At 66.6% G+C, this 18,112-nt stretch carries 13 protein-coding genes and 1 pseudogene; 10 read left to right on the top strand and 4 right to left on the bottom strand.

Annotation, left to right across the window (positions count from 1 at the left end; translation table 11 throughout):
* Positions 1-3: 3 nt before the first annotated feature.
* Complete coding sequence (locus CLV01_RS03825) at positions 4-1,767, bottom strand: methyl-accepting chemotaxis protein (protein ID WP_099734959.1); 1,764 nt, start codon at positions 1,765-1,767, stop codon at positions 4-6.
* Between the two features lie 71 nt (positions 1,768-1,838).
* A complete protein-coding gene (locus CLV01_RS03820) occupies positions 1,839-2,315 on the bottom strand; it encodes a chemotaxis protein CheW (RefSeq protein ID WP_099734960.1) in 477 nt (158 codons plus the stop codon).
* Between the two features lie 334 nt (positions 2,316-2,649).
* Between CLV01_RS03820 and CLV01_RS03815 the strand changes: the two are divergent.
* The 6 genes and pseudogenes from CLV01_RS03815 (at position 2,650) to CLV01_RS03790 (ending at position 10,460) form a co-directional block, all read left to right on the top strand.
* Positions 2,650-4,346: pseudogene (locus CLV01_RS03815) on the top strand (methyl-accepting chemotaxis protein).
* 74 nt (positions 4,347-4,420) lie between these two features.
* The gene (locus CLV01_RS03810) at positions 4,421-5,656 is read left to right on the top strand and encodes an HD-GYP domain-containing protein (protein WP_099734962.1); all 1,236 of its coding nucleotides are present in this window, start codon (positions 4,421-4,423) and stop codon (positions 5,654-5,656) included.
* 268 nt (positions 5,657-5,924) lie between these two features.
* On the top strand, positions 5,925-6,296 hold the full coding sequence (locus CLV01_RS03805) for a response regulator transcription factor (protein ID WP_043796517.1): 372 nt from the start codon (positions 5,925-5,927) through the stop codon (positions 6,294-6,296).
* The gene (locus CLV01_RS03800) at positions 6,296-7,060 is read left to right on the top strand and encodes an HD-GYP domain-containing protein (RefSeq protein ID WP_034389605.1); all 765 of its coding nucleotides are present in this window, start codon (positions 6,296-6,298) and stop codon (positions 7,058-7,060) included. The genes CLV01_RS03805 and CLV01_RS03800 overlap by 1 nt, the downstream gene beginning before the upstream one ends.
* Before the next feature lie 9 nt (positions 7,061-7,069).
* Positions 7,070-7,909: an ABC transporter substrate-binding protein gene (locus tag CLV01_RS03795; RefSeq protein WP_099734963.1), complete on the top strand. Its 840-nt coding sequence runs from the start codon at positions 7,070-7,072 to the stop codon at positions 7,907-7,909.
* 25 nt (positions 7,910-7,934) lie between these two features.
* Complete coding sequence (locus CLV01_RS03790; protein ID WP_099734964.1) at positions 7,935-10,460, top strand: sensor histidine kinase; 2,526 nt, start codon at positions 7,935-7,937, stop codon at positions 10,458-10,460.
* A gap of 44 nt (positions 10,461-10,504) precedes the next feature.
* Here CLV01_RS03790 and CLV01_RS03785 read toward each other — a convergent pair whose 3' ends face one another.
* On the bottom strand, positions 10,505-13,108 hold the full coding sequence (locus CLV01_RS03785; RefSeq protein WP_043820100.1) for a putative bifunctional diguanylate cyclase/phosphodiesterase: 2,604 nt from the start codon (positions 13,106-13,108) through the stop codon (positions 10,505-10,507).
* A 243-nt stretch (positions 13,109-13,351) separates the two neighbouring features.
* Positions 13,352-14,266, bottom strand: coding sequence for a LysR substrate-binding domain-containing protein (locus tag CLV01_RS03780; RefSeq protein WP_034389598.1), 915 nt, complete (start codon positions 14,264-14,266; stop codon positions 13,352-13,354).
* 162 nt (positions 14,267-14,428) lie between these two features.
* On the opposite strand from CLV01_RS03780, the gene CLV01_RS03775 reads away from it, so the two are divergent.
* The 4 genes from CLV01_RS03775 to CLV01_RS03760 all read left to right on the top strand — a co-directional run bounded on the left by CLV01_RS03775 (position 14,429) and on the right by CLV01_RS03760 (position 18,099).
* Positions 14,429-15,178, top strand: a complete 750-nt coding sequence (locus CLV01_RS03775) for an SDR family NAD(P)-dependent oxidoreductase (RefSeq protein WP_099734965.1) — start codon at positions 14,429-14,431, stop codon at positions 15,176-15,178.
* A gap of 74 nt (positions 15,179-15,252) precedes the next feature.
* Complete coding sequence (locus tag CLV01_RS03770; RefSeq protein ID WP_065347174.1) at positions 15,253-16,254, top strand: TRAP transporter substrate-binding protein; 1,002 nt, start codon at positions 15,253-15,255, stop codon at positions 16,252-16,254.
* A 17-nt stretch (positions 16,255-16,271) separates the two neighbouring features.
* The gene (locus CLV01_RS03765) at positions 16,272-16,826 is read left to right on the top strand and encodes a TRAP transporter small permease (RefSeq protein WP_099734966.1); all 555 of its coding nucleotides are present in this window, start codon (positions 16,272-16,274) and stop codon (positions 16,824-16,826) included.
* A gap of 13 nt (positions 16,827-16,839) precedes the next feature.
* Entirely contained in the window at positions 16,840-18,099 is a 1,260-nt protein-coding gene (locus CLV01_RS03760) for a TRAP transporter large permease (protein ID WP_017406354.1), read from the top strand.
* The last annotated feature ends 13 nt before the right edge of the window (positions 18,100-18,112 follow it).

The following is an 18,112-nucleotide window of genomic DNA, read 5'->3' as shown; positions in this document are numbered from 1 at the left end:
TGATCAGAACGACACCCAGTCGTCCTGCTCCTGCGCTTGCTTGTGCACGGTCTGCACGGTCTGCACGGGCTGCACGGGCTGCACGGGCTGCACGGCGCGGGCAGCCTGGCGTACGGGGAGCGCCGCTGTCGCGGGTGCCGGCTTGCGCGCCCGCACCGTCGGTTGCGGGAGCGGCGGGGTTGAGGAAAGCTGCGCCGCATGGCCTCCCAGCTGGAAGATCGACACGGCCTGCACCAGCTGCTGTGCCTGCGTTCTGAGGCTGGCCGCTGCCGCCGCACTTTCCTCCACCAGCGCCGCATTTTGCTGCGTTACCTGGTCCATCTGGCTGACGGCCTTGCCGACCTGCGCTACCCCCGCGCTTTGCTCATCACTGGCGCTGCTGATCTCACCCATGAGATCTGTCACGCGCTGGATGGAATGCAGCACTTCCGCCATGGTGGCTCCGGCTTGGTCAGCCAGCTCGGTACCCTGTTTGACGCGTGTGGCACTGGTGGCGATGAGCTGCTTGATTTCCCGGGCGGCCTGCGCGCTGCGCTGCGCCAGGTTGCGCACCTCACCGGCCACCACGGCAAAGCCTTTTCCCTGCTCGCCCGCGCGGGCCGCCTCGACCGCGGCGTTGAGCGCCAGGATGTTGGTCTGGAACGCGATGCCGTCGATCACGCCCACGATTTCGCCGATCTGGCGCGAGCTTTCGCTGATGTCCTGCATCGCATTGACGACCTCCTGCACGGAGCCGCCGCCCTTGGTGGCCACCTGGCTTGCTCCCAAGGCGAGTTGATTGACCTGCCTGGCGTTGTCCGCGTTTTGCTTGACGGTGGTCGACAGCTGCTCCATCGACGCTGCAGTCTCCTGCAAGGCACTGGCCTGCTGTTCGGTGCGCTGGCTCAAGTCGGCATTGCCATTGGCGATTTCCGTGCTGCCGCCGGCGACCCCGTCGGCATTGTTGCGAACTTCATGGACGACAGAGACCAGACTCTTGAGCATGGCATTGAGCGATGCCTGGACGCTGCCTTCAGGGGCTTGGTGGCGAAGCAATTCAGGGCTGAGATTGCCCTGGGCAATCTGTTGCGCGACGTCGCCCAGTTGTGCCGGCTCCGCACCCAGGGCGCGCGTCAGGCCGCGTGCTATCAGTTGCCCCATCAGCACAGCCAGGACAAAGGCCATGACGCTGGCGGCGATCAGTATGTTTCTGCGGTGCGCGTAGGCCTGCGCGGCCTCCTCGATCATCTGCTGTGAACGCAGGCGGGTCAGTTCACTGTACTGGCGGGTGGCCTCGATCAGCTGCGCCAACAAGGGCCGGCACTCTTCGTTCATCTTGCGGATCGCTGCCTCCTTCTGGTTTTGCAGAGCCAGGGCCACGATGTCGGTAGCGACCGGTCCATAGCGTTGCTCCACGCCCGCAATTTTGGCAACCAGATCACGTGCATCGGCCGCAACATCCTTCGAAGCCATTTTGGCCTGGAGTTCGGCCAGCGAGGTGTTGACGTCGGTGTGCGCGGAGGTCACGGCATCCTTCTCCGCCGCCAGGTCTGCAGGCGAGGTCACCAGCACCAGGTTGCGCGCCGCGATCGCCCGGCGGTCCACGGCTGTGCGAACCCTCTCTGCCAGGTGTGCACGGGCGTTGACGCCTTCGACGAAGCGCACAAGATTCTGATTTGCCTCGCTCAACGCCTGAAGGGCCAGCAGGGACACCACCATGGTGACAAGCGCCAGGCAAGTGAAGGCCGCGGAAAGTTTGGTCTTGACAGTCCAGAAGCGAGGATTCATGACACGTCTCCAGTGGGATGGACAAATTGCGGTGTACGGGCGGGGAAAAGGGGCGTGCCGGAGCACATGGCTCAGCTCGCAGCGCAGTCCGGCAGGGCTGCCGTGGCCGTCGCCAGGAGCTTGTCGGCATCGATCAGCAGCAGCGAGCGCTCATTGAGCACGCCCAGGGCGAGAAGGCAGTCATTGACGAGGCCCCCGCCCATGGCGGGCACGGCGCGCAGGTCCTGCGGCATGAGCGTCACCACGTCGGTGACCCCCTCCACCACCATGCCCGTCACTCCGCCGGGCAGGCGCAGCATGATGGTCACGGTGCAGGCGTCGTACGGCTTGGGCGCAAGGCCCAGCCTGAGCCGCAGATCTATGACGGGAATGACCTCTCCGCGCAGTTCCAGCACGCCGTTGAAGTAGGCGGGGCCGTTGGCAATGCGCATGGGCGACTCGTAGGACCGGATCTCCTGCACTTGCAGCAGGTCGATGCCGAACTCCTCATCGTCCACGCGGAAGGAGAGCCATTGCTTGGTGGTGTCGGTCTTCAGTGCGTGCGGCATCTTTATCACTCCAATCAAATTTATTTGATGAATTTGATAAAAATTTAACAGAGAGCAAAGAGCAGCACAACTGGTTGTTACATTTCTGGTGGGGCTGATGCCTCGCCGCGCGGGCCAGGCGGAACGCGTCACCAAGCGCTGCTGCACTGTGGCGACGGCTCATCCAGAGAGGTAGAGGACTGCGGGGTGGCGCGGGCGCAGCACATCCCGGAGCAATGGCCCAGTGAAACTTAATTGATAAATTCAATCACTCAAGATGAGCGCAAGCTTGGTAAATTATCAAATAAATCATATTGATCAAAAATTACCAACCGCATCCCGGGAGCCCCCCACCATGTTCCTCCGCCTTCTTTCCATCCGCACACGGCTCATCGTTGCCTTCACCCTGCTCCTGCTGCTGCTGAGCACGGTGGCGGCCATCGGCTCCCTGCAGATCGCCCGGGTCCAGTTCAATGCCAAGGACCTGGGCACCAACTGGCTGCCTTCCACCAATGTGCTGGCCTCGATCCGGGCCACGGCCAACGCGGCACGGCGCGCGGGGCTGCGCCACGTGATCGAGGAGGACGCGCAAAGGAAGCGCGCCCAGGAGGACCTGCTGCTGCAGGCCCAAAAAACCCTGGAGTCGGAGCTGGCCGTCTATGAAAAGCTGGTGTCCTCGCCCGAGGAGCGGCAGCTGTATGACAGGATTGTGGTGCTGTGGGAGGCGGCCCGCGCCGCTGACCGCAAGATGGTGGAGCTGTCCAGTGGGGGCCCGAGCAGGCAGCCCAGGCGCGTGCAATGGCCACGGGCGCGACCGCTCAGGCATTCGCCCAACTCATGGACGTCGTCGGCCAGGACATCGCGCTGAATCAGGAGGGCGGGCGCAAGGCCACCGAGCAGGCCGAGAAGGACTACCACCTGGCGCTGTACCTGCTCGGCGGGCTGGCCACGCTGGCCGTGGTCTTGGGCACCGTGCTGGCCTGGGCGATCACGCGCTCGATCACCGAGCCCCTGCGCATGGCGGTCTCGGTGGTGGACACCGTGGCGCACGGCGACCTCACGGCCAACATCGTGGTGCAGGGCAGGGACGAGCCAGCCCAGTTGCTCTCCGCCATGAGCAGCATGAACGACAAGCTGCGCGAAATCATGGGCCGTGTACGCCAGAGCAGCGACTCCATTGCCACGGGATCGAGCGAGATCGCCTCTGGCAGCCTGGACCTGAGCCAGCGCACCGAGCAGCAGGCCAGCAACCTCGAGGAAACGGCTGCCTCGATGGAGGAACTCACGGCCACGGTGCGCACGAATGCAGACACGGCCCAGCAGGCCAACAAGGTGGCCTCGGCCGCCTCGGCCTCGGCTGTCGAGGGGGGCAAGTCCGTGGCCCTGGTGGTGCATACCATGCAGGACATCTCGGAGGCCTCGCGCAAGATTGCCGAGATCACGAACGTCATCGACGCCATTGCCTTCCAGACCAATATCCTGGCGCTCAACGCGGCCGTGGAGGCCGCGCGGGCCGGCGAGCAGGGCCGGGGCTTCGCGGTGGTCGCCAGCGAGGTGCGCGCGCTGGCCCAGCGTTCGGGCACGGCGGCCAAGGAGATCAAGGAGCTGATCGGCGCCAACCTGCAAAAGGTCGAGCAGGGCACCGAGGTGGCGACCCGGGCCGGCGAGCAGATGGGCCGCATCGTGGAGCAGGTGCGCAGCGTGGACACCATGATCAGCGAGATCTCCAGCGCATCGGCCGAGCAGGCGGTGGGCATCCGTCAGGTCGGCGAGGCGGTGAGCCAGCTCGACCAGATGACGCAGCAAAACGCGGCGCTGGTCGAGCAAAGCTCGGCCGCTGCAGGCAGCCTGGAGCAGCAGGCCGCCGCCCTGGCGCAGATCGTCTCCACCTTCAAGATGCATCCCGAGCATGGCGCAAGCCAGCCTGGCGGGCTGCGCGCCGCGACCGCCCAGGCCATGGCCCCCAGGCAAGCGCAGCCCTCCAGTCCGCCACGCCTGTCGCCCGCCCGTGCGCAGCCGCAGGTCAAGGATGAGGAATGGGCGACCTTCTGACCTGGATTCGTACAGAAGCAGGCAAAAGGCGGCAAGATAGTGCATCCATGTGAACCGTTGCGGGGTCCGAGTTCATGATCAAGCGCATCAGCGTGCGCCAGTTGCGGCTGGGCATGTTTCTGGAAAGCCTCTGCGGCAGCTGGATGGAACACCCGTTCTGGCGCAGCCGCTTCAAGCTGGAAGACCCTGCCGACCTGGCGAGGATCCTGCAGTCCCCCATCCAGGAAGTGTGGATCGATACCGCCAAGGGCCTGGATGTTGCGCAAGGCGGGCCGTCTTTCACCCGCGAGCAGGTGGACACCGTGATCGACGCCCAACTGTCCGAGATCTCGCAGCTGGCCGAGCTGGAGTGCGAGCTGCGGCCCGTTGCCTTCGAGGAGGAGGTGAAGCGGGCCGCCCGCATCTGCCACCAGTCCAGGCAGGCGATCACCGCCATGTTCCGCGAGGTGCGCATGGGCAGGGAGATCAACCAGGACGAGGCCCGCTACGTGGTCGCCGAGGTGTCCGATTCGATCATCCGCAATCCCAGCGCCATGATCAGCATCGTCAGGCTCAAGAACAGCGACGACTACACCTACATGCACTCGGTGGCGGTCTGCGCCTTGATGATCGTGCTGGCACGCCAACTCGACCTGCCACCGCAGCAGGTGCGCGAGGCGGGCTATGCGGGCCTGCTGCACGATATCGGAAAGATGGCGATCCCCGCCCCCATCCTGAACAAGCCGGGGCGCCTGACCGACAGGGAGTTTGCCGAGGTCCGCGAGCATCCGGCGCGAGGCCTGGAGTTGCTCAAGGCCGGTGGCGTCGATGACCCGGTCGTGCTGGACGTCTGCCTTCACCACCACGAGAAGGTGGATGGCACGGGCTACCCCCACAGGCTGCGCGGCGAGGACATCAGCCTGTTCGCGAAGATGGGCGCGGTCTGCGATGTCTACGACGCCATCACCTCGGACCGCCCCTACAAGCGCGGCTGGGATCCTGCGGAGGCGGTACACAAGATGGCCGAATGGAGTGCCGGCCACTTCGACAAGACCGTTTTCCAGGCCTTCGTCAAAAGCATAGGCATCTATCCGGTGGGCTCCCTGGTGCGGCTGACCACGGGCAGGCTGGGGGTGGTCATCGACCCGGGCCGCCAGTCCCTGACCTGTCCGCAGGTCAAGGTGTTCTATTCCACGGCCAGCGGCATGCGGATGGCACCGGAGACCGTTGACCTGGCCCGGCCTGGGTGCACGGAGAAGATCGTCAGCCGGGAAGACCCTGCGAAATGGGGCTTCACCGACCTCGATGCACTGTGGAAGGACGAGGCCTAGGAACGGGCCCTGCGCACAGGCGCAGCGGCAGGTCTGCGACGAACCTGCCCCAGGGCTGCCACCTGCCCGGCTGGCGGCTCAGTTGCGCCTTCTGTCCCCCCAAGCGTTTTGCCTGCCTGCGACTTGTCGCGATCGTGCATGGGTCGCGCCCATCGGAGCACCTTGCCCGGCACGGATCTGATAGAAAAATTCAATAAAATTTGATGAAATTGATATTTATGATTCACATGTCGGATCAAATTCCCGTTTCGGCATGAAAGATCTCCCCATGCAAAAAATACTCATCGTCGAAGACCATGCAGACATCCGCAAGCTGCTGCGCATGACGCTGGAACTCCGTGACTTCGAAGTCGTAGAGGCTTGTGACGGCGATGAAGCCTGGACGATGGCCCAGAGGCTCAGGCCCGACATCGTCCTGCTCGACATCATGATGCCGGGCACCATCAATGGCCTGGAGGTTTGCAGCCGCATCAAGAGCTCCTACGAGCTGCTGCATACGCTGGTCATCCTGCTGACGGCCCGGGGCGGCGCCGAAGACCGCAAGGCGGGCATCCTCGCCGGAGCCGACGAATACCTGGTCAAGCCCTTCAGCACATTGAAGCTGCTGGAGACGATCGAAAGCCTGCAGAGGATCGCCTGATGGCCCAGTACCAGACCGGCACCCCGAGGGAGCCATCGCGACGTTTCGATCCTGCGGCCGTGGAGCAGATGGAGCTGCTCATCCAGGACTTCGGCCGCATGTACCGCGAGCGCAACGACCTTCTCAAGGAAGTGACACGTGCCCACCACGAGACCCTGCTGCGCCTGGCCATGGCCGCAGAGCTCAAGGATGACGATACCGGCTCGCACATCGTCCGCATCGGCTACCTGTCGGAGGCCCTGGCCCTGCGCCTGGGCTGCCGCATCGAATTCGCCAGCCTGCTGCGCAAGGCGGCCCCGATGCATGACATAGGCAAGGTCGGCATTCCGGACACCATCCTCAAGAAGGAGGGCCCGCTGGGTCCCGAGGAGCGCCTCGTCATGAACCGGCATGCCGAGATCGGCGCACGCCTGCTGGGCCAGTCACGCATCCCCGTGTTCCAGATGGCCGCCGAGATCGCCGCAAGCCACCATGAACGCTTCGACGGCAAGGGCTATCCGCAGGGATTGGCAGGCGAAGAAATCCCGCTGTCGGCCCGTATCACGTCCATCGTCGATATCTTCGACGCGCTCACCATGGACCGGGTGTACCGGCCGGCGTTCGGGCTGGAGCAGGCCCTGGAGATGATCGCGGCGGAACGGGGCAAGGCCCTGGATCCCGGAATCGTCGACGCTTTCATGGACAACATCGAAGAGCTCGATGCGCTGCGCCTGGCGCTGACCCGGCAGGCTCCGTCCTTCACCGAACTGATCGACACACCCTGAAAGCCCGCCATGCGTCCCTCATCGACCTGTTTCGGCGCACCGCCTCAGCGGCGCGTGCTGCCCCGTCTGGCAGCCGCTGCCGGATTGCTGCTGTGTCTTGTGCAATGGTCCGGTTGTGCCGGGGCAGGCGAGGTGCTGGACCGGATTGCCGCCACGGATGCCCTGCGCGTGTGCATATGGCCAGACTACTACGGCATCACCTTCCGTGACGCGCGCACAGGCAGGCTGACGGGCATCGATGCGGAGCTTTCGGTGGAGCTGGCCAAGGACCTGGGCGTGCGGGTGCAGTATGTGGACTCCTCCTTTCCCAGGCTGATACCTGACCTGCTGGAGTCGCGCTGCGATGTCGCCATGTTTGCCGTGGGCATTCTTGCCCAGCGCCAAAAGCAGCTGCGCTTCACGCAGCCGTATCTGAGCAGCGACATCTACGGTGTGACCACCAAGAGCAATCAGACCGTGCAATCCTGGGCGGACATCGACCAGCCTGGCGTGCAGGTCGCCGTGCAGCGCGGCACCTTCATGGAGCCGGTCATGCGCGAGTCGCTCAGGCATGCGCGCCTCGTGCCCATCGAGCCACCCCAGAGCCGGGAAAAAGAACTCATGGCGGGGCGCGTGGACGTGTTCATGACCGACTACCCCTATAGCCGCAGGCTGCTCGACAGCTCCGACTGGGCCCGGCTGATCGCCCCGCCCAAGCCGTTTCATGTAATTCCCTACGGCTACGCGACCAGTCCGGCCGACACCCAGTGGCTCGCTCGCCTGGACCAGTTCGTCTCCGACATCAAGCGCGACGGGCGCCTGACCCGTGCCGCGCGCAACAATGGGTTGAGCGCAATCGTCGCGCCTTGAATACGACCGATGGAGCATTTTCATCATGTCCAAACAAACGGCCGCACATCATTTTCTGGAGGCCAGGCGTAGCGCCCACCTCAAGGTATTGATTCTGACATTTGCTCTGTGCGTGCTGTCAGGTTTGGTGCTCTTTGTCTGGAGTCAGCTGCACGCCGCGGCCGACAAGAGCAAGGCCCAGGCAGCGTTGCTGGCTCGGGTGCTTGAAGATCAGACCGGCAAGACCTTCGAGACCGGCGATGTCGCCCTGGCGAGCCTGGCCCACAATCCGGTCATCCTGTCCGCCGACAGCCCGCGCGCCGCGCGCGAGGCGGCCATGGCGCAAGTGGTCGCCCAACTGCCGGTTCTGCGCAGCATGGCGCTGCTCGATGGCCAGGGCCACATCCTGGCGAGCACTCAGGCGGGCGAAGCCGGCCTGCAGATCGAGGTGCAGCAGTTGCTGCCGGACAATGCATCGGCTCCGGTCCTGGGCAAGGTGCAACTGGGACGCCTTGTCAGCGGCCGCAGCCTCTCTTCCCTGACATTGGCCCCGCATGCAATACCGCGGGGCGTCCACTACCTGCCCCAGATCCTGGCCTTCGAAAACGACAGCGGCGCACCCGCCGTGCTGGTGGGCCTGATCAATCCCGATGCCGTGGCCAACTTCTACCAGGCCACGCTGGAAACCCTCAGCTACGAGGCGGTGCTGCTGAGCTACGACGGCCAACCGCTGGCCAGCACGAACGCAGGCGGGGGCGTACAAACGGCCTCTGCACGCAAGACCCCCATCTTCCAGAAATGGCTGCCAGGCAGCGAATTCGGCTCCTACATTGGCGCCGGCCTGCTCGGCCCCCATGAGATCGTGTCCTTTCGCACGGTCCGCAACTGGCCCCTGCTGCTGGTGGTGGAGGAGCCCTACGCGGCGGTGATCGCGCGCTGGCGTGACGATGCCTTCGCCTTCTTCGTTGCCGGACTTGCACTTCTTGCCCTTGTGCTCGGCCTGAGCGCGTCGGTGCTCAAGACCCGCAGGGTGCAGAAGTCGGCCCAGCAGGCCATGGAAAAGGCCCAGGCGCGCATAGCCCGCAGCGAGCATGAGATGGCCGTGCTCATGCGCAGCGTGCAGGAGCTGATCTTCCGCACCGACAGCCACGGCCGGCTGACCTTCGTGAACGCCCGCTGGGAGCAGTGGACCGGGCAGCCCAGCGCCGAGGCGGTAGGGCAGCCGTTGGAGGGCATCGTGCATGAAGCCTGCAGGCCCCAGATCCAGGCACTGCTCGACCCCCAGGCCAAGCTGGCCCTGCGCAACTGCCAGGCGCGCTTTCGCCTTCCCGACGAAAGGGAAATACTCTGCGACATCGCCGTGGTTCCCCTGCTGCGCGAGGGCCGGCTGGTGGGCTTTGCCGGCAGCGCCGTGGACGTGACCGCCCGCTGGAAGGCCCAGCAGGAGCTGCAGACCCAGCTGGCCTTCCAGCACCTGCTGTTCGAGACCACGCCCCTGCCCATGCTGGTCACGAACGCGGGCCAGCGCGTGGCCCTGGTGAACAAGGCCTGGGAAGACTTCTTTGGCAGGTGCCGCTACGCCGTGCTTGGCCATGAGGTCGAGGGCCTGCACTCTGGCGACCATGACCTGCTGCAGATGCACGGCAATGAGGATGTGATGCGTTCAGGCCAGCCCATGGTGCTGGAGGCCCGGCTGCCCCATGTGGACGGCAGCTACCGCGACGTGCAGATCTCCAAGGCGGCAGTCAAGGATGCCCAGGGCCGGATCACCGGCGTGCTCAGCATTTTTGTGGACGTGAGCGAATTCCGCGCGGCCGAGCATGCCATCCACGAAGCCCGCGACGCGGCCGAAGAGGCCTTCCGCGTGAAATCGGAATTCGTGGCCAACATGAGCCATGAGCTGCGCACCCCGCTGCAGTCCATCATGGGCTTTGCCGAGCTGGGCGGCCTGCGCTCTCACGGCAATGCCGCGATGGCAGACATGTTCAACGACATCCATGCAGCCGGCCAGCGCATGCTGGCCCTGGTCAACGACCTGCTGGATGTCGCCAAGCTGGAAAGCGCCGTGGGAACCATCCACCTGGAACGCACCGACCTCAGGAGCCTGATACGGCCCGTGGTCCGCGAGCTGGAGCCGCAGCAGCAGCACAAGCTCATCGACCTGCGGCTGGAGCTCGACGACACGCCGCTGATCGCCAAGGCCGACCCCGTGCGCTTTCAGCAGGTGGTGCGCAATGTGCTGGCCAATGCCATCAAGTTCTCGCCCATTGGCGGGCGCATCGATGTGCAGGGCCGCATCGACGGACAGGGCGATATCTGCATTGCCGTCTCCGACCAGGGACCGGGCATTCCGCCGCAGGAACTGGACAAGATCTTCCAGCCCTTCGTGCAGTCCAGCAAGACCAAGGACGGCTCGGGCGGCACGGGCCTGGGCCTGGCCATCTGCCGCAAGATCATCGACACCATGGACGGCACCGTCGTCGCCAGCAACGGCCCCGCAGGAGGGGCCATGTTCTGCATCACCTTGCCCACCCGCAATGCCATGGAAACCCGTCCAGCCGAGTTGACATAGCCGGCACCAGCACCGGCATCGGCACTGGCGCCGGGACGCGAAGCTCAGGCCTCGGACGGCATATGCCGCCCATGCGCCAGCCAATTGTCCCCGGCCTGCCAGCGCGCGGCCCAGGCGGGCAGCTGGTCGGCGGGCATGGGCCGGGCGATGCCGTAGCCCTGGGCCACGTGGCAGCCCATGTCGCGCAGGCGGCGCGCATGCTTGGGCGTTTCCACGCCTTCGGCCACCGATTCGAGCTGGAAGGTGCTGGCCAGCTGGATGACGCCTTCGACGATGCCCAGGTCGTCCGGGTCGGCCAGCATGTCGCGCACGAAGCTCTGGTCGATCTTGAGCGACTGCACGGGCAGCTTGCGCAGGTAGGTGAGCGAGGAGTAGCCGGTGCCGAAGTCGTCCAGCGCAAAGCGTATGCCCAGCTGCCGGCACTGGCCCATCACCTGGATGGCCTGCTCCATGTCGGCAATGGCGGCGCTTTCCAGGATTTCCAGCTCGATCAGGTGCGGCGGCAGGTCCGGGTGGCGGGCCAGCACCTGGGCCATCTTGGCGTGGAAGCCGCCGTCCAGCAGCTGGTTGGCGCTGACGTTGATGCTCACGCACAGGTCCAGGCCCTGGCCGAACCAGCGCGCCGCCTGGGCCACGGCCTCGCCGATGACCCAGTCGCCCAGCGGCCGCTCCAGGTCGCTGCCCGCGATGAAGGGCAGGAACTCGCCCGGCGCGCGCAGGCCCTGGCGCGGGTCGTGCCAGCGCAGCAGGGCCTCGGCACCCACCAGCTTGCCGCCGCCCAGCTCCACCTTGGGCTGGTAGTGCAGCAGGAATTCACCCTTCTCCAGCGCCTGGCGCAGCCAGCCCAGCTGCAGGCGGCGCGCATGGGCCTTGCGGTCGTTTTCCGGATCGAACAGCTGGTAGCGGTTGCGCCCGGCCTGCTTGGCCACGCACATGGCCTGGTCGGCATGGCGCAGCAGCAGGTCGGGGTCGGCCTGGTCGTCGGGGTAGAGGCTGACACCCACGCTGGCGGTCACGGACAGCACCCGGTCCTGCACGGGCACGGGACGGCTGGCCGCCTCCAGCACCCGGTCGAGGATGGTGGAGCAGTGCTCGGCCGAGCCGATGTGCGACAGCAGCAGCACGAACTCGTCGCCGCCGAGCCGGGCCAGCGTGTCCTCGGAGCGCAGCACGCTCTTGAGGTGGGCGGCCACGCCCACCAGCAGCGCATCGCCTGCGGCCGCGCCGTGCAGGTCGTTGATTTCCTTGAAGCCGTCCAGGTCCAGGAAGCACACGGCCAGGGAGCGGCCCTCGCGCGCCGTGCGCAGCATGGCCTGGTTGAGCCGGTCGATCAGCAGGCGGCGGTTGGGCAGGCCGGTGAGCAGGTCGTAGTGGGTGACGCGCTCGAGCTCGGCCTCGTGGGCCTTGATGTGGCTGATGTCGGTGAAGACGCCGATGTAGTGCTCGATCTCGCCACCGGCGCCCTGCGCGGCGGAGATGGACAGCATCTCGGCGAAGATCTCGCCCGTCTTGCGGCGGTTCCAGATCTCGCCGTGCCAGAAGCCGTCGCGCGCGATGCAGGCCCAGATCTGCCGGTAGAACTCCGGGCCGTGCAGGCCCGAGGACAGCACGCGCGGCGTCTTGCCGATCACGTCCTCGGGCGCATAGCCGGTGATGCGGGTGAAGGCCGGGTTGACGCGCGTGATGCGCCGCCCCGGATCGACCACCATGATGCCCTGGTGGCTGCTGTCGAACACCACGGCGGCCTGGGCCAGTTCGCGCTCGAAGCGCTTGCGCTCGGTGATGTCCCGGGAGATGCCGAACAGGCCCGCGATGTGGCCTGCGGTGTTGCGCACCGGGCCCTTGGTGACCAGGAGGTCCAGCGTCCTGCCCGGCTCCACCGTCAGCTGCTCCTCATGCGTGGCCACCTCCTGGCGCAGCACAGCCTGGTCCTTCCTGCGGATGGCGCTGGCGATGCCGAAGGGAAAGAGCGCGAAGTCGTCCTTGCCCACGATGTCCTCGGCCTGGCGGCCCACCAGGCTGGCGGCGGCCCGGTTGACCAGCAGGTAGCGCCCGCGCAGGTCCTTCACGAAGACGGCGTCCGAGGTGCCCGAGATCACCGAGTCGAGCAGTTGTCGCTGCATGTTGGCCTTGCGCAGCGAGCGCTGCAGCGTCTCGGCCAGCACGCTCACGGCCAGGCCGTTGACGGCCACCACCCCCCACTGCGCCCAGTCGCGCACGGCGACGCCGTCGGTCTGGTCCAGGCTGTAGGCGGCAAAGGCCGTGGCCAGCAGGCCCGGCCCCAGGCCGCCGATCAGCGCACTGACCAGCACGGGCAGCATGAACAGCAGCAGCAGCGAGCGTTCACCGAAATGGCTGGCCAGCGTGCTGCTGGCGGCCAGCACGGCCAGGCTCATGGCCAGGGCAAACAGATAGGAGGCCCAGACCGGAAAACGGCGCGGCCCCATTTCCTGGGTGATGGCGGAGGCGCCGCCGCTGTGCGCGGCCGGCACCGAGCACAGCGCGAAGAACAGCAGGAAGTCCGTGGCCAGCACAAAGAACAGCCCTTTGACGACGGAAAGCCAGCCGATATCCGCACTCCCTGCCAATGCGAACAACAGCTTGTCGGACAGAAGGATCCAGCCGAATGCGAACAATCCGTAGCTCACCGTGATCAGTCCGATAAATCGGCGTCTTGCTGATTTGGCCATTTCAGCGTGGCACTCCCTGTGTGTATGGCTGTCCCGAATTATTGCCAATCCCTGCTGGCAATCACGTCGTCATTCACCGAAAACAGGGGCAATAAAACCATTTACCGCACACTGGCTCATTCATAGAGAAATTGCATCGCAGGTTTTTCGCAATGGGTGCAGGAATATCCGTTCTGCCATTTTCCGGGGCTGGCGGCCAACTCAGTCCGGGCTCTGGCGGCAGGGCTGCTGCTCGGTGCGGGCAGCCTCGGCATGCAGCCAGGCCAGGAAGGCCGCCACGGCGGGCCGCCGGGCGTTGCGCGCGGGGTAGACAGCAAAGTGGGCCTTGACGCGCAGGGCCCGGTCCACGCCGAAGGGGGCCACCAGCCGGCCGTCGGCAATGTGGCCGCCCGCATTCATGGCGCTTTCCAGCGCCACGCCCAGGCCCTGCGTGGCCGCGTCCAGCGACATCTGGGCGCGGTCGAAACGCACGGCAAAGCGCTCTGGCGCGCGCAGCTGCGAGAACGACTGGAACCAGTCCGACCACTGGACGATGCTGACGTTGCTCTGGATCAGCGGCACATGCAGCAACTGCTGCACGCGCTGCAGCCCATGCTCGGCCACGAAGGCGGGGCTGGCCAGCGGAAGAATGTGCTCCTCGAACAGGGGCTCCACCTCCAGCTCCGGCCACTGCGCAATGCCGTAGCGGATGTCGATATCGGCCTGGCCCAGCGCGAAGTCGCTGTGCGAATGCGCAGCCGACAGGTTCAGCGCAATGTGCGGGCAGGCCCGCGCAAAGTCCCGCAGCCGGGGCATGAGCCAGAGGCTGGCGATGCTGGGCGCGCAGTGCACGTACAGGCTGTTGCTCATGCTGTGGCGCAGGTCCTCGGTGGCCGAGACGATGGCCGCCAGCGCCCCGCCCACCCGCTCCAGGTAGGCCTGCCCCGGGCGGCTCAGACGCACGCCATGCGCGCTGCGCTCGAACAGGCGCACGCCCAGCTGCGCCTCCAGCTTGGCCACCTGGTGGCTGACGGCCGAGGCCGTCAGGTGCAGCTCGGAGGCCGCCAGCGCGAAGCTGCGCCGGCGCGCCACGGCCTCGAAGGCCTGCAGGTGGGCACTGCTGGGAATGGACGCCATGGCAAGTTCCTCGAAGACGCGGGCAGCTCACGGGCAGACCCCGGGAGACCCCGTACGTGAGCTGAAGAACCGTCATCTTAGGCTGATGAAACATCGTTTGTCTTCATGCTCGTGACAGCCCAAGATGGCTGCATCCACCACCACTACAGCGGAGACAGGCACATGCTGCTCAAGGACAGGGTCGCCATCATCACCGGCGGCGCAGGGATCAACGGACTCGGTTTTGCCACGGCGCGCCAGATGGCCGCCCAGGGGGCCCGCGTGGCCATCCTCGACCTGGAGCGGGCCGATCCGTCCGGCGCGGCCGCACGGCTGGGCGACGGGCACCTGGGGCTGGTGGCCGACGTGACGGACAAGCCATCGTGCGAGGCGGCCGCCGCCGCCGTGCTGCGCGCCTTCGGGCGCATCGATGCGCTGGTCAACAACGCGGGCATCACGCAGGCCGTGGGCACGCTGGAGATCGGCGGGGCCGACTACGACCGCGTGCTCGACGTGAGCCTGCGCGGCACGCTGTACATGTCCCAGGCCGTGCTGCCGGCCATGCGCAGGCAGCAAGCGGGCGCCATCGTCTGCATCTCCTCCGTCTCGGCCCAGCGCGGCGGCGGCATCTTCGGCGGGCCGCACTACTCGGCGGCCAAGGCCGGGGTGCTGGGCCTGGCCCGCGCCATGGCGCGCGAGTTCGGCGGCGATGGCATACGCATCAACTGCGTCACGCCGGGCCTGATCGAGACCGATATCACCCAGGGCAAGCTCGGCCCCGAACGCAAGCGCGAGATCTCCGCCACGATTCCGCTGGCACGCCTGGGCCGCGCCGACGATGTGGCCGGCGCCTGCGTGTTCCTGGCCAGCGACCTGGCTGGCTATTGCACGGGCATCACGCTCGATGTGAACGGCGGGATGCTCATCCACTGACTGCATCCTCACCCGCACCCCACCGGCCTGGCCATGGTGCGCATGGCCCCCCAAAAAGCAAAGGAGACAAGACCATGCAGAACAAGCATTTCCAACGCGCTGCCCTGGCCGCAAGGGCCTTGGCAGCCTGCGCCCTGCTGCTGCCGGCACTGGCCGGCGCCCAGGCCGTGAAGCTCACGCTGGGCCACGGCGCGGCCCCCGACAATCCGCGCCACCTGGCCTCGCTGAAGTTCGCCGAACTCGTGAAGGCGCGCAGCGCGGGCCGTATCGAGGTGCAGGTCGCGCCCTCGGCCCAGCTGGGCGACGACGCGGCCATGGTGACGGCCCTGCGCACGGGCGCGCTGGACCTGTCGGCCAATTCCCAGGGCGCGGTGGCAGCGGCCGTGCCCGAGTACGCGGCCTATGGCATGCCGTTTCTCTTCGCCACGCCGGCCCGTGCCTTCCAGGTGCTGGACGGGCCGCTGGGCCGGGAGCTGGCCGACAAATCGGCCGCCAAGGGCATGGTGGTGCTGGGCTACTGGGACAACGGCATACGCCACATGACCAACAGCAAGCGGCCCCTGCGCAGCGTGGACGATCTCAAGGGCCTGAAGATGCGCACGCCGCCCGACGCGGTGCTGGTGGACATCATCCAGGCCCTGGGGGCCGAGGCCCAGCAGATCAAGTTCGCCGAGCTGTACGTGGCCCTGCAGCAGGGCGTGGTCGATGGCCAGGAGAACCCGCTGGCCAACTTCCACGCCAGCAAGCTGTACGAGGTGCAAAAGCACCTGACGCTGACGGGCCACATGTTCCAGATGACGCCGCTGCTCATGGGCAAGCGCAGCTGGGACCGGCTGCCGGCCGCCGACCGCACGCTGCTGACCGAGGCTGCGCAGGAGGCCACGGCCTACCAGCGCCAGCTGGCGCGCGAGGCCGACGACAAGCTGCTGGACGACATCCGCGCCAAGGGCGTGGAGGTGAGCACCATCGACGCGCGGGCCTTCGCCCAGGCCACGGCCAAGGTACAGGACAAGTGGCTGGCCAGCCCTGCGGGCCCCTATATCGCCAAGGTCGTCAAGGCCGCAGGCGCGCAGTGAAGTGCAGGGAGCCGTCCATGAATCTCATCGAACGCCTGGTCACGGGCCTGTGCCGCGCCGTGCTGTGGACCAGCACCCTGGTGATCTTCGTGATCCTGGTGTGCAACACCGCCCTGCGCTATGCCAGCGGCGCCAGCCTGCAATGGGCCAACGAGGTGCCCGAGCTGCTGTTTCCCTGGCTGGTGATGTCGGGCGTGGTGCTGGCCGCCGCCCATGGTGCCCACATCACCACGAGCTTTCTGGTCGAGGCGCTGCCGGCCCGCGTGCAGCGCGCCACGGCCGTGCTGGGCTGGCTGGCCGTGGCCGCCCTGTACGCCACGCTGGCCTGGTCCACGCTGAACATGCTGGAGATCGTGCATGAAGAGCGCAGCCAGATCCTGGGCATTCCCGGCTCGCTGACCTATGGCTGCGTGATGGTGGGCATGGCGCTGCTGGCCTTGCTGGCCCTGCAGTCGGCCTGGCGCGCCTGCGTGGCGGGCGGGGGCCGGGCATCCGCAGGGGCTGCAGATGCGGCCGATGCCGCAAGTGCCGATGCCGAACCCGCGCGGCCCGTGGCCGCCGTGCACTGGTGAAGGGGGCAGGTCCATGTCCTTCATCATGCTTTTCGTCTTCATGGCGGGCGCCGTGATCGCCATGCCCATTGCCCACGCGCTGCTCATGGGCGCCATGGCAGCGGCCGCCACCTCGGACCGCGTGCCGCTGGACCTGCTGGTGCAGCAGATGGTGGCCCAGGTGCAGAGCTTTCCGCTGATCGCCATTCCGTTCTTCATGCTCACCGGCTCGCTGATGATGGGCGGGCGCCTGGGCGAAGCCCTGGTGGGCGTGCTGTCGGCGCTGATAGGGCGCTTTCACGGCGGGCCGGCCCAGGTGGGGGTGATGTCGTCCACGCTGTTCGGCGGGGTGTCGGGCTCGGCCGTGGCCGATGCCTCGGCCATCGGCTCGCTGATGATCCCGTGGCACAGGCGGCTGGGCTACCCGCCCGCGTTCTCGGCGGCCACGCTGGCGGCGGCGGCCACCATCGACATCCTGATCCCGCCCTCGATCCCCATGATCCTGTTCGCGCTCAGCGCCAATGCCTCGATTGCGGCGCTGTTCGTGGCAGGCATCGTGCCGGGGCTGCTGATGTGCGCGGGCTTCATGGGCGTGTGCTGGTGGGTGGGCCGCAGGCGCGGCTTTCCGCGCGACACCACGCCCTTTGCCTGGCCCGCCTTCCGGCGCCACCTGCTGTACGCCAGCCCGGCCCTGCTGCTGCCGGTGCTGATCATCGTGTTCCTGCGCTTCGGCATCGCCACGCCCACCGAGGTGGCCGTGCTGTCCACGCTGTATGCGGGCCTGGTGTCGGCCGCCATCTACCGCGACCTGGGCTGGCGCCGGCTCAACGATGCGGTGGTGCATGCGGGCTTGGCCACGGGCGTGGTGCTGCTGGTGATCATGGCCTCGTCGGCCATCGGCTGGCTGTTGACCTTCGACCGCATGCCCGACGGCATCGTGCAGTGGGTGCAGTCGCATGTGCATTCGGCCTGGCTGGTGATCGTGCTGATGAACCTGCTGATGCTCTTCATCGGCATGTTCATCGACCTGCCGGCCGCCGTGCTGCTGCTCACGCCGGTGTTCGTGCCGCTGGCCCAGAGCATCGGCATGGACATGACCCAGCTGGGAATCATGATGGTCGTGAACCTGGCCCTGGGGCTGTACACGCCACCCGTGGGCACGACGCTGTTCATCACGAGCTCGCTGGCCCGGGTCAAGGTGGGCCAGACCGTGCGCGAGCTGATTCCCTTCTACCTGGTGGCGCTGGCCGTGCTGGCGCTGGTGTCCTATGTGCCGGCCAGCATCCTGCGCTGAGCCGCGCGCCCTT

The sequence above is a fragment of the Delftia sp. 60 genome (assembly GCF_002754395.1).
In the GTDB taxonomy this organism is placed as follows: domain Bacteria; phylum Pseudomonadota; class Gammaproteobacteria; order Burkholderiales; family Burkholderiaceae_C; genus Comamonas; species Comamonas acidovorans.
The sequence above is the reverse complement of the archived record's forward strand: the minus strand, read 5'-3'. Positions and strand labels throughout refer to the sequence as shown.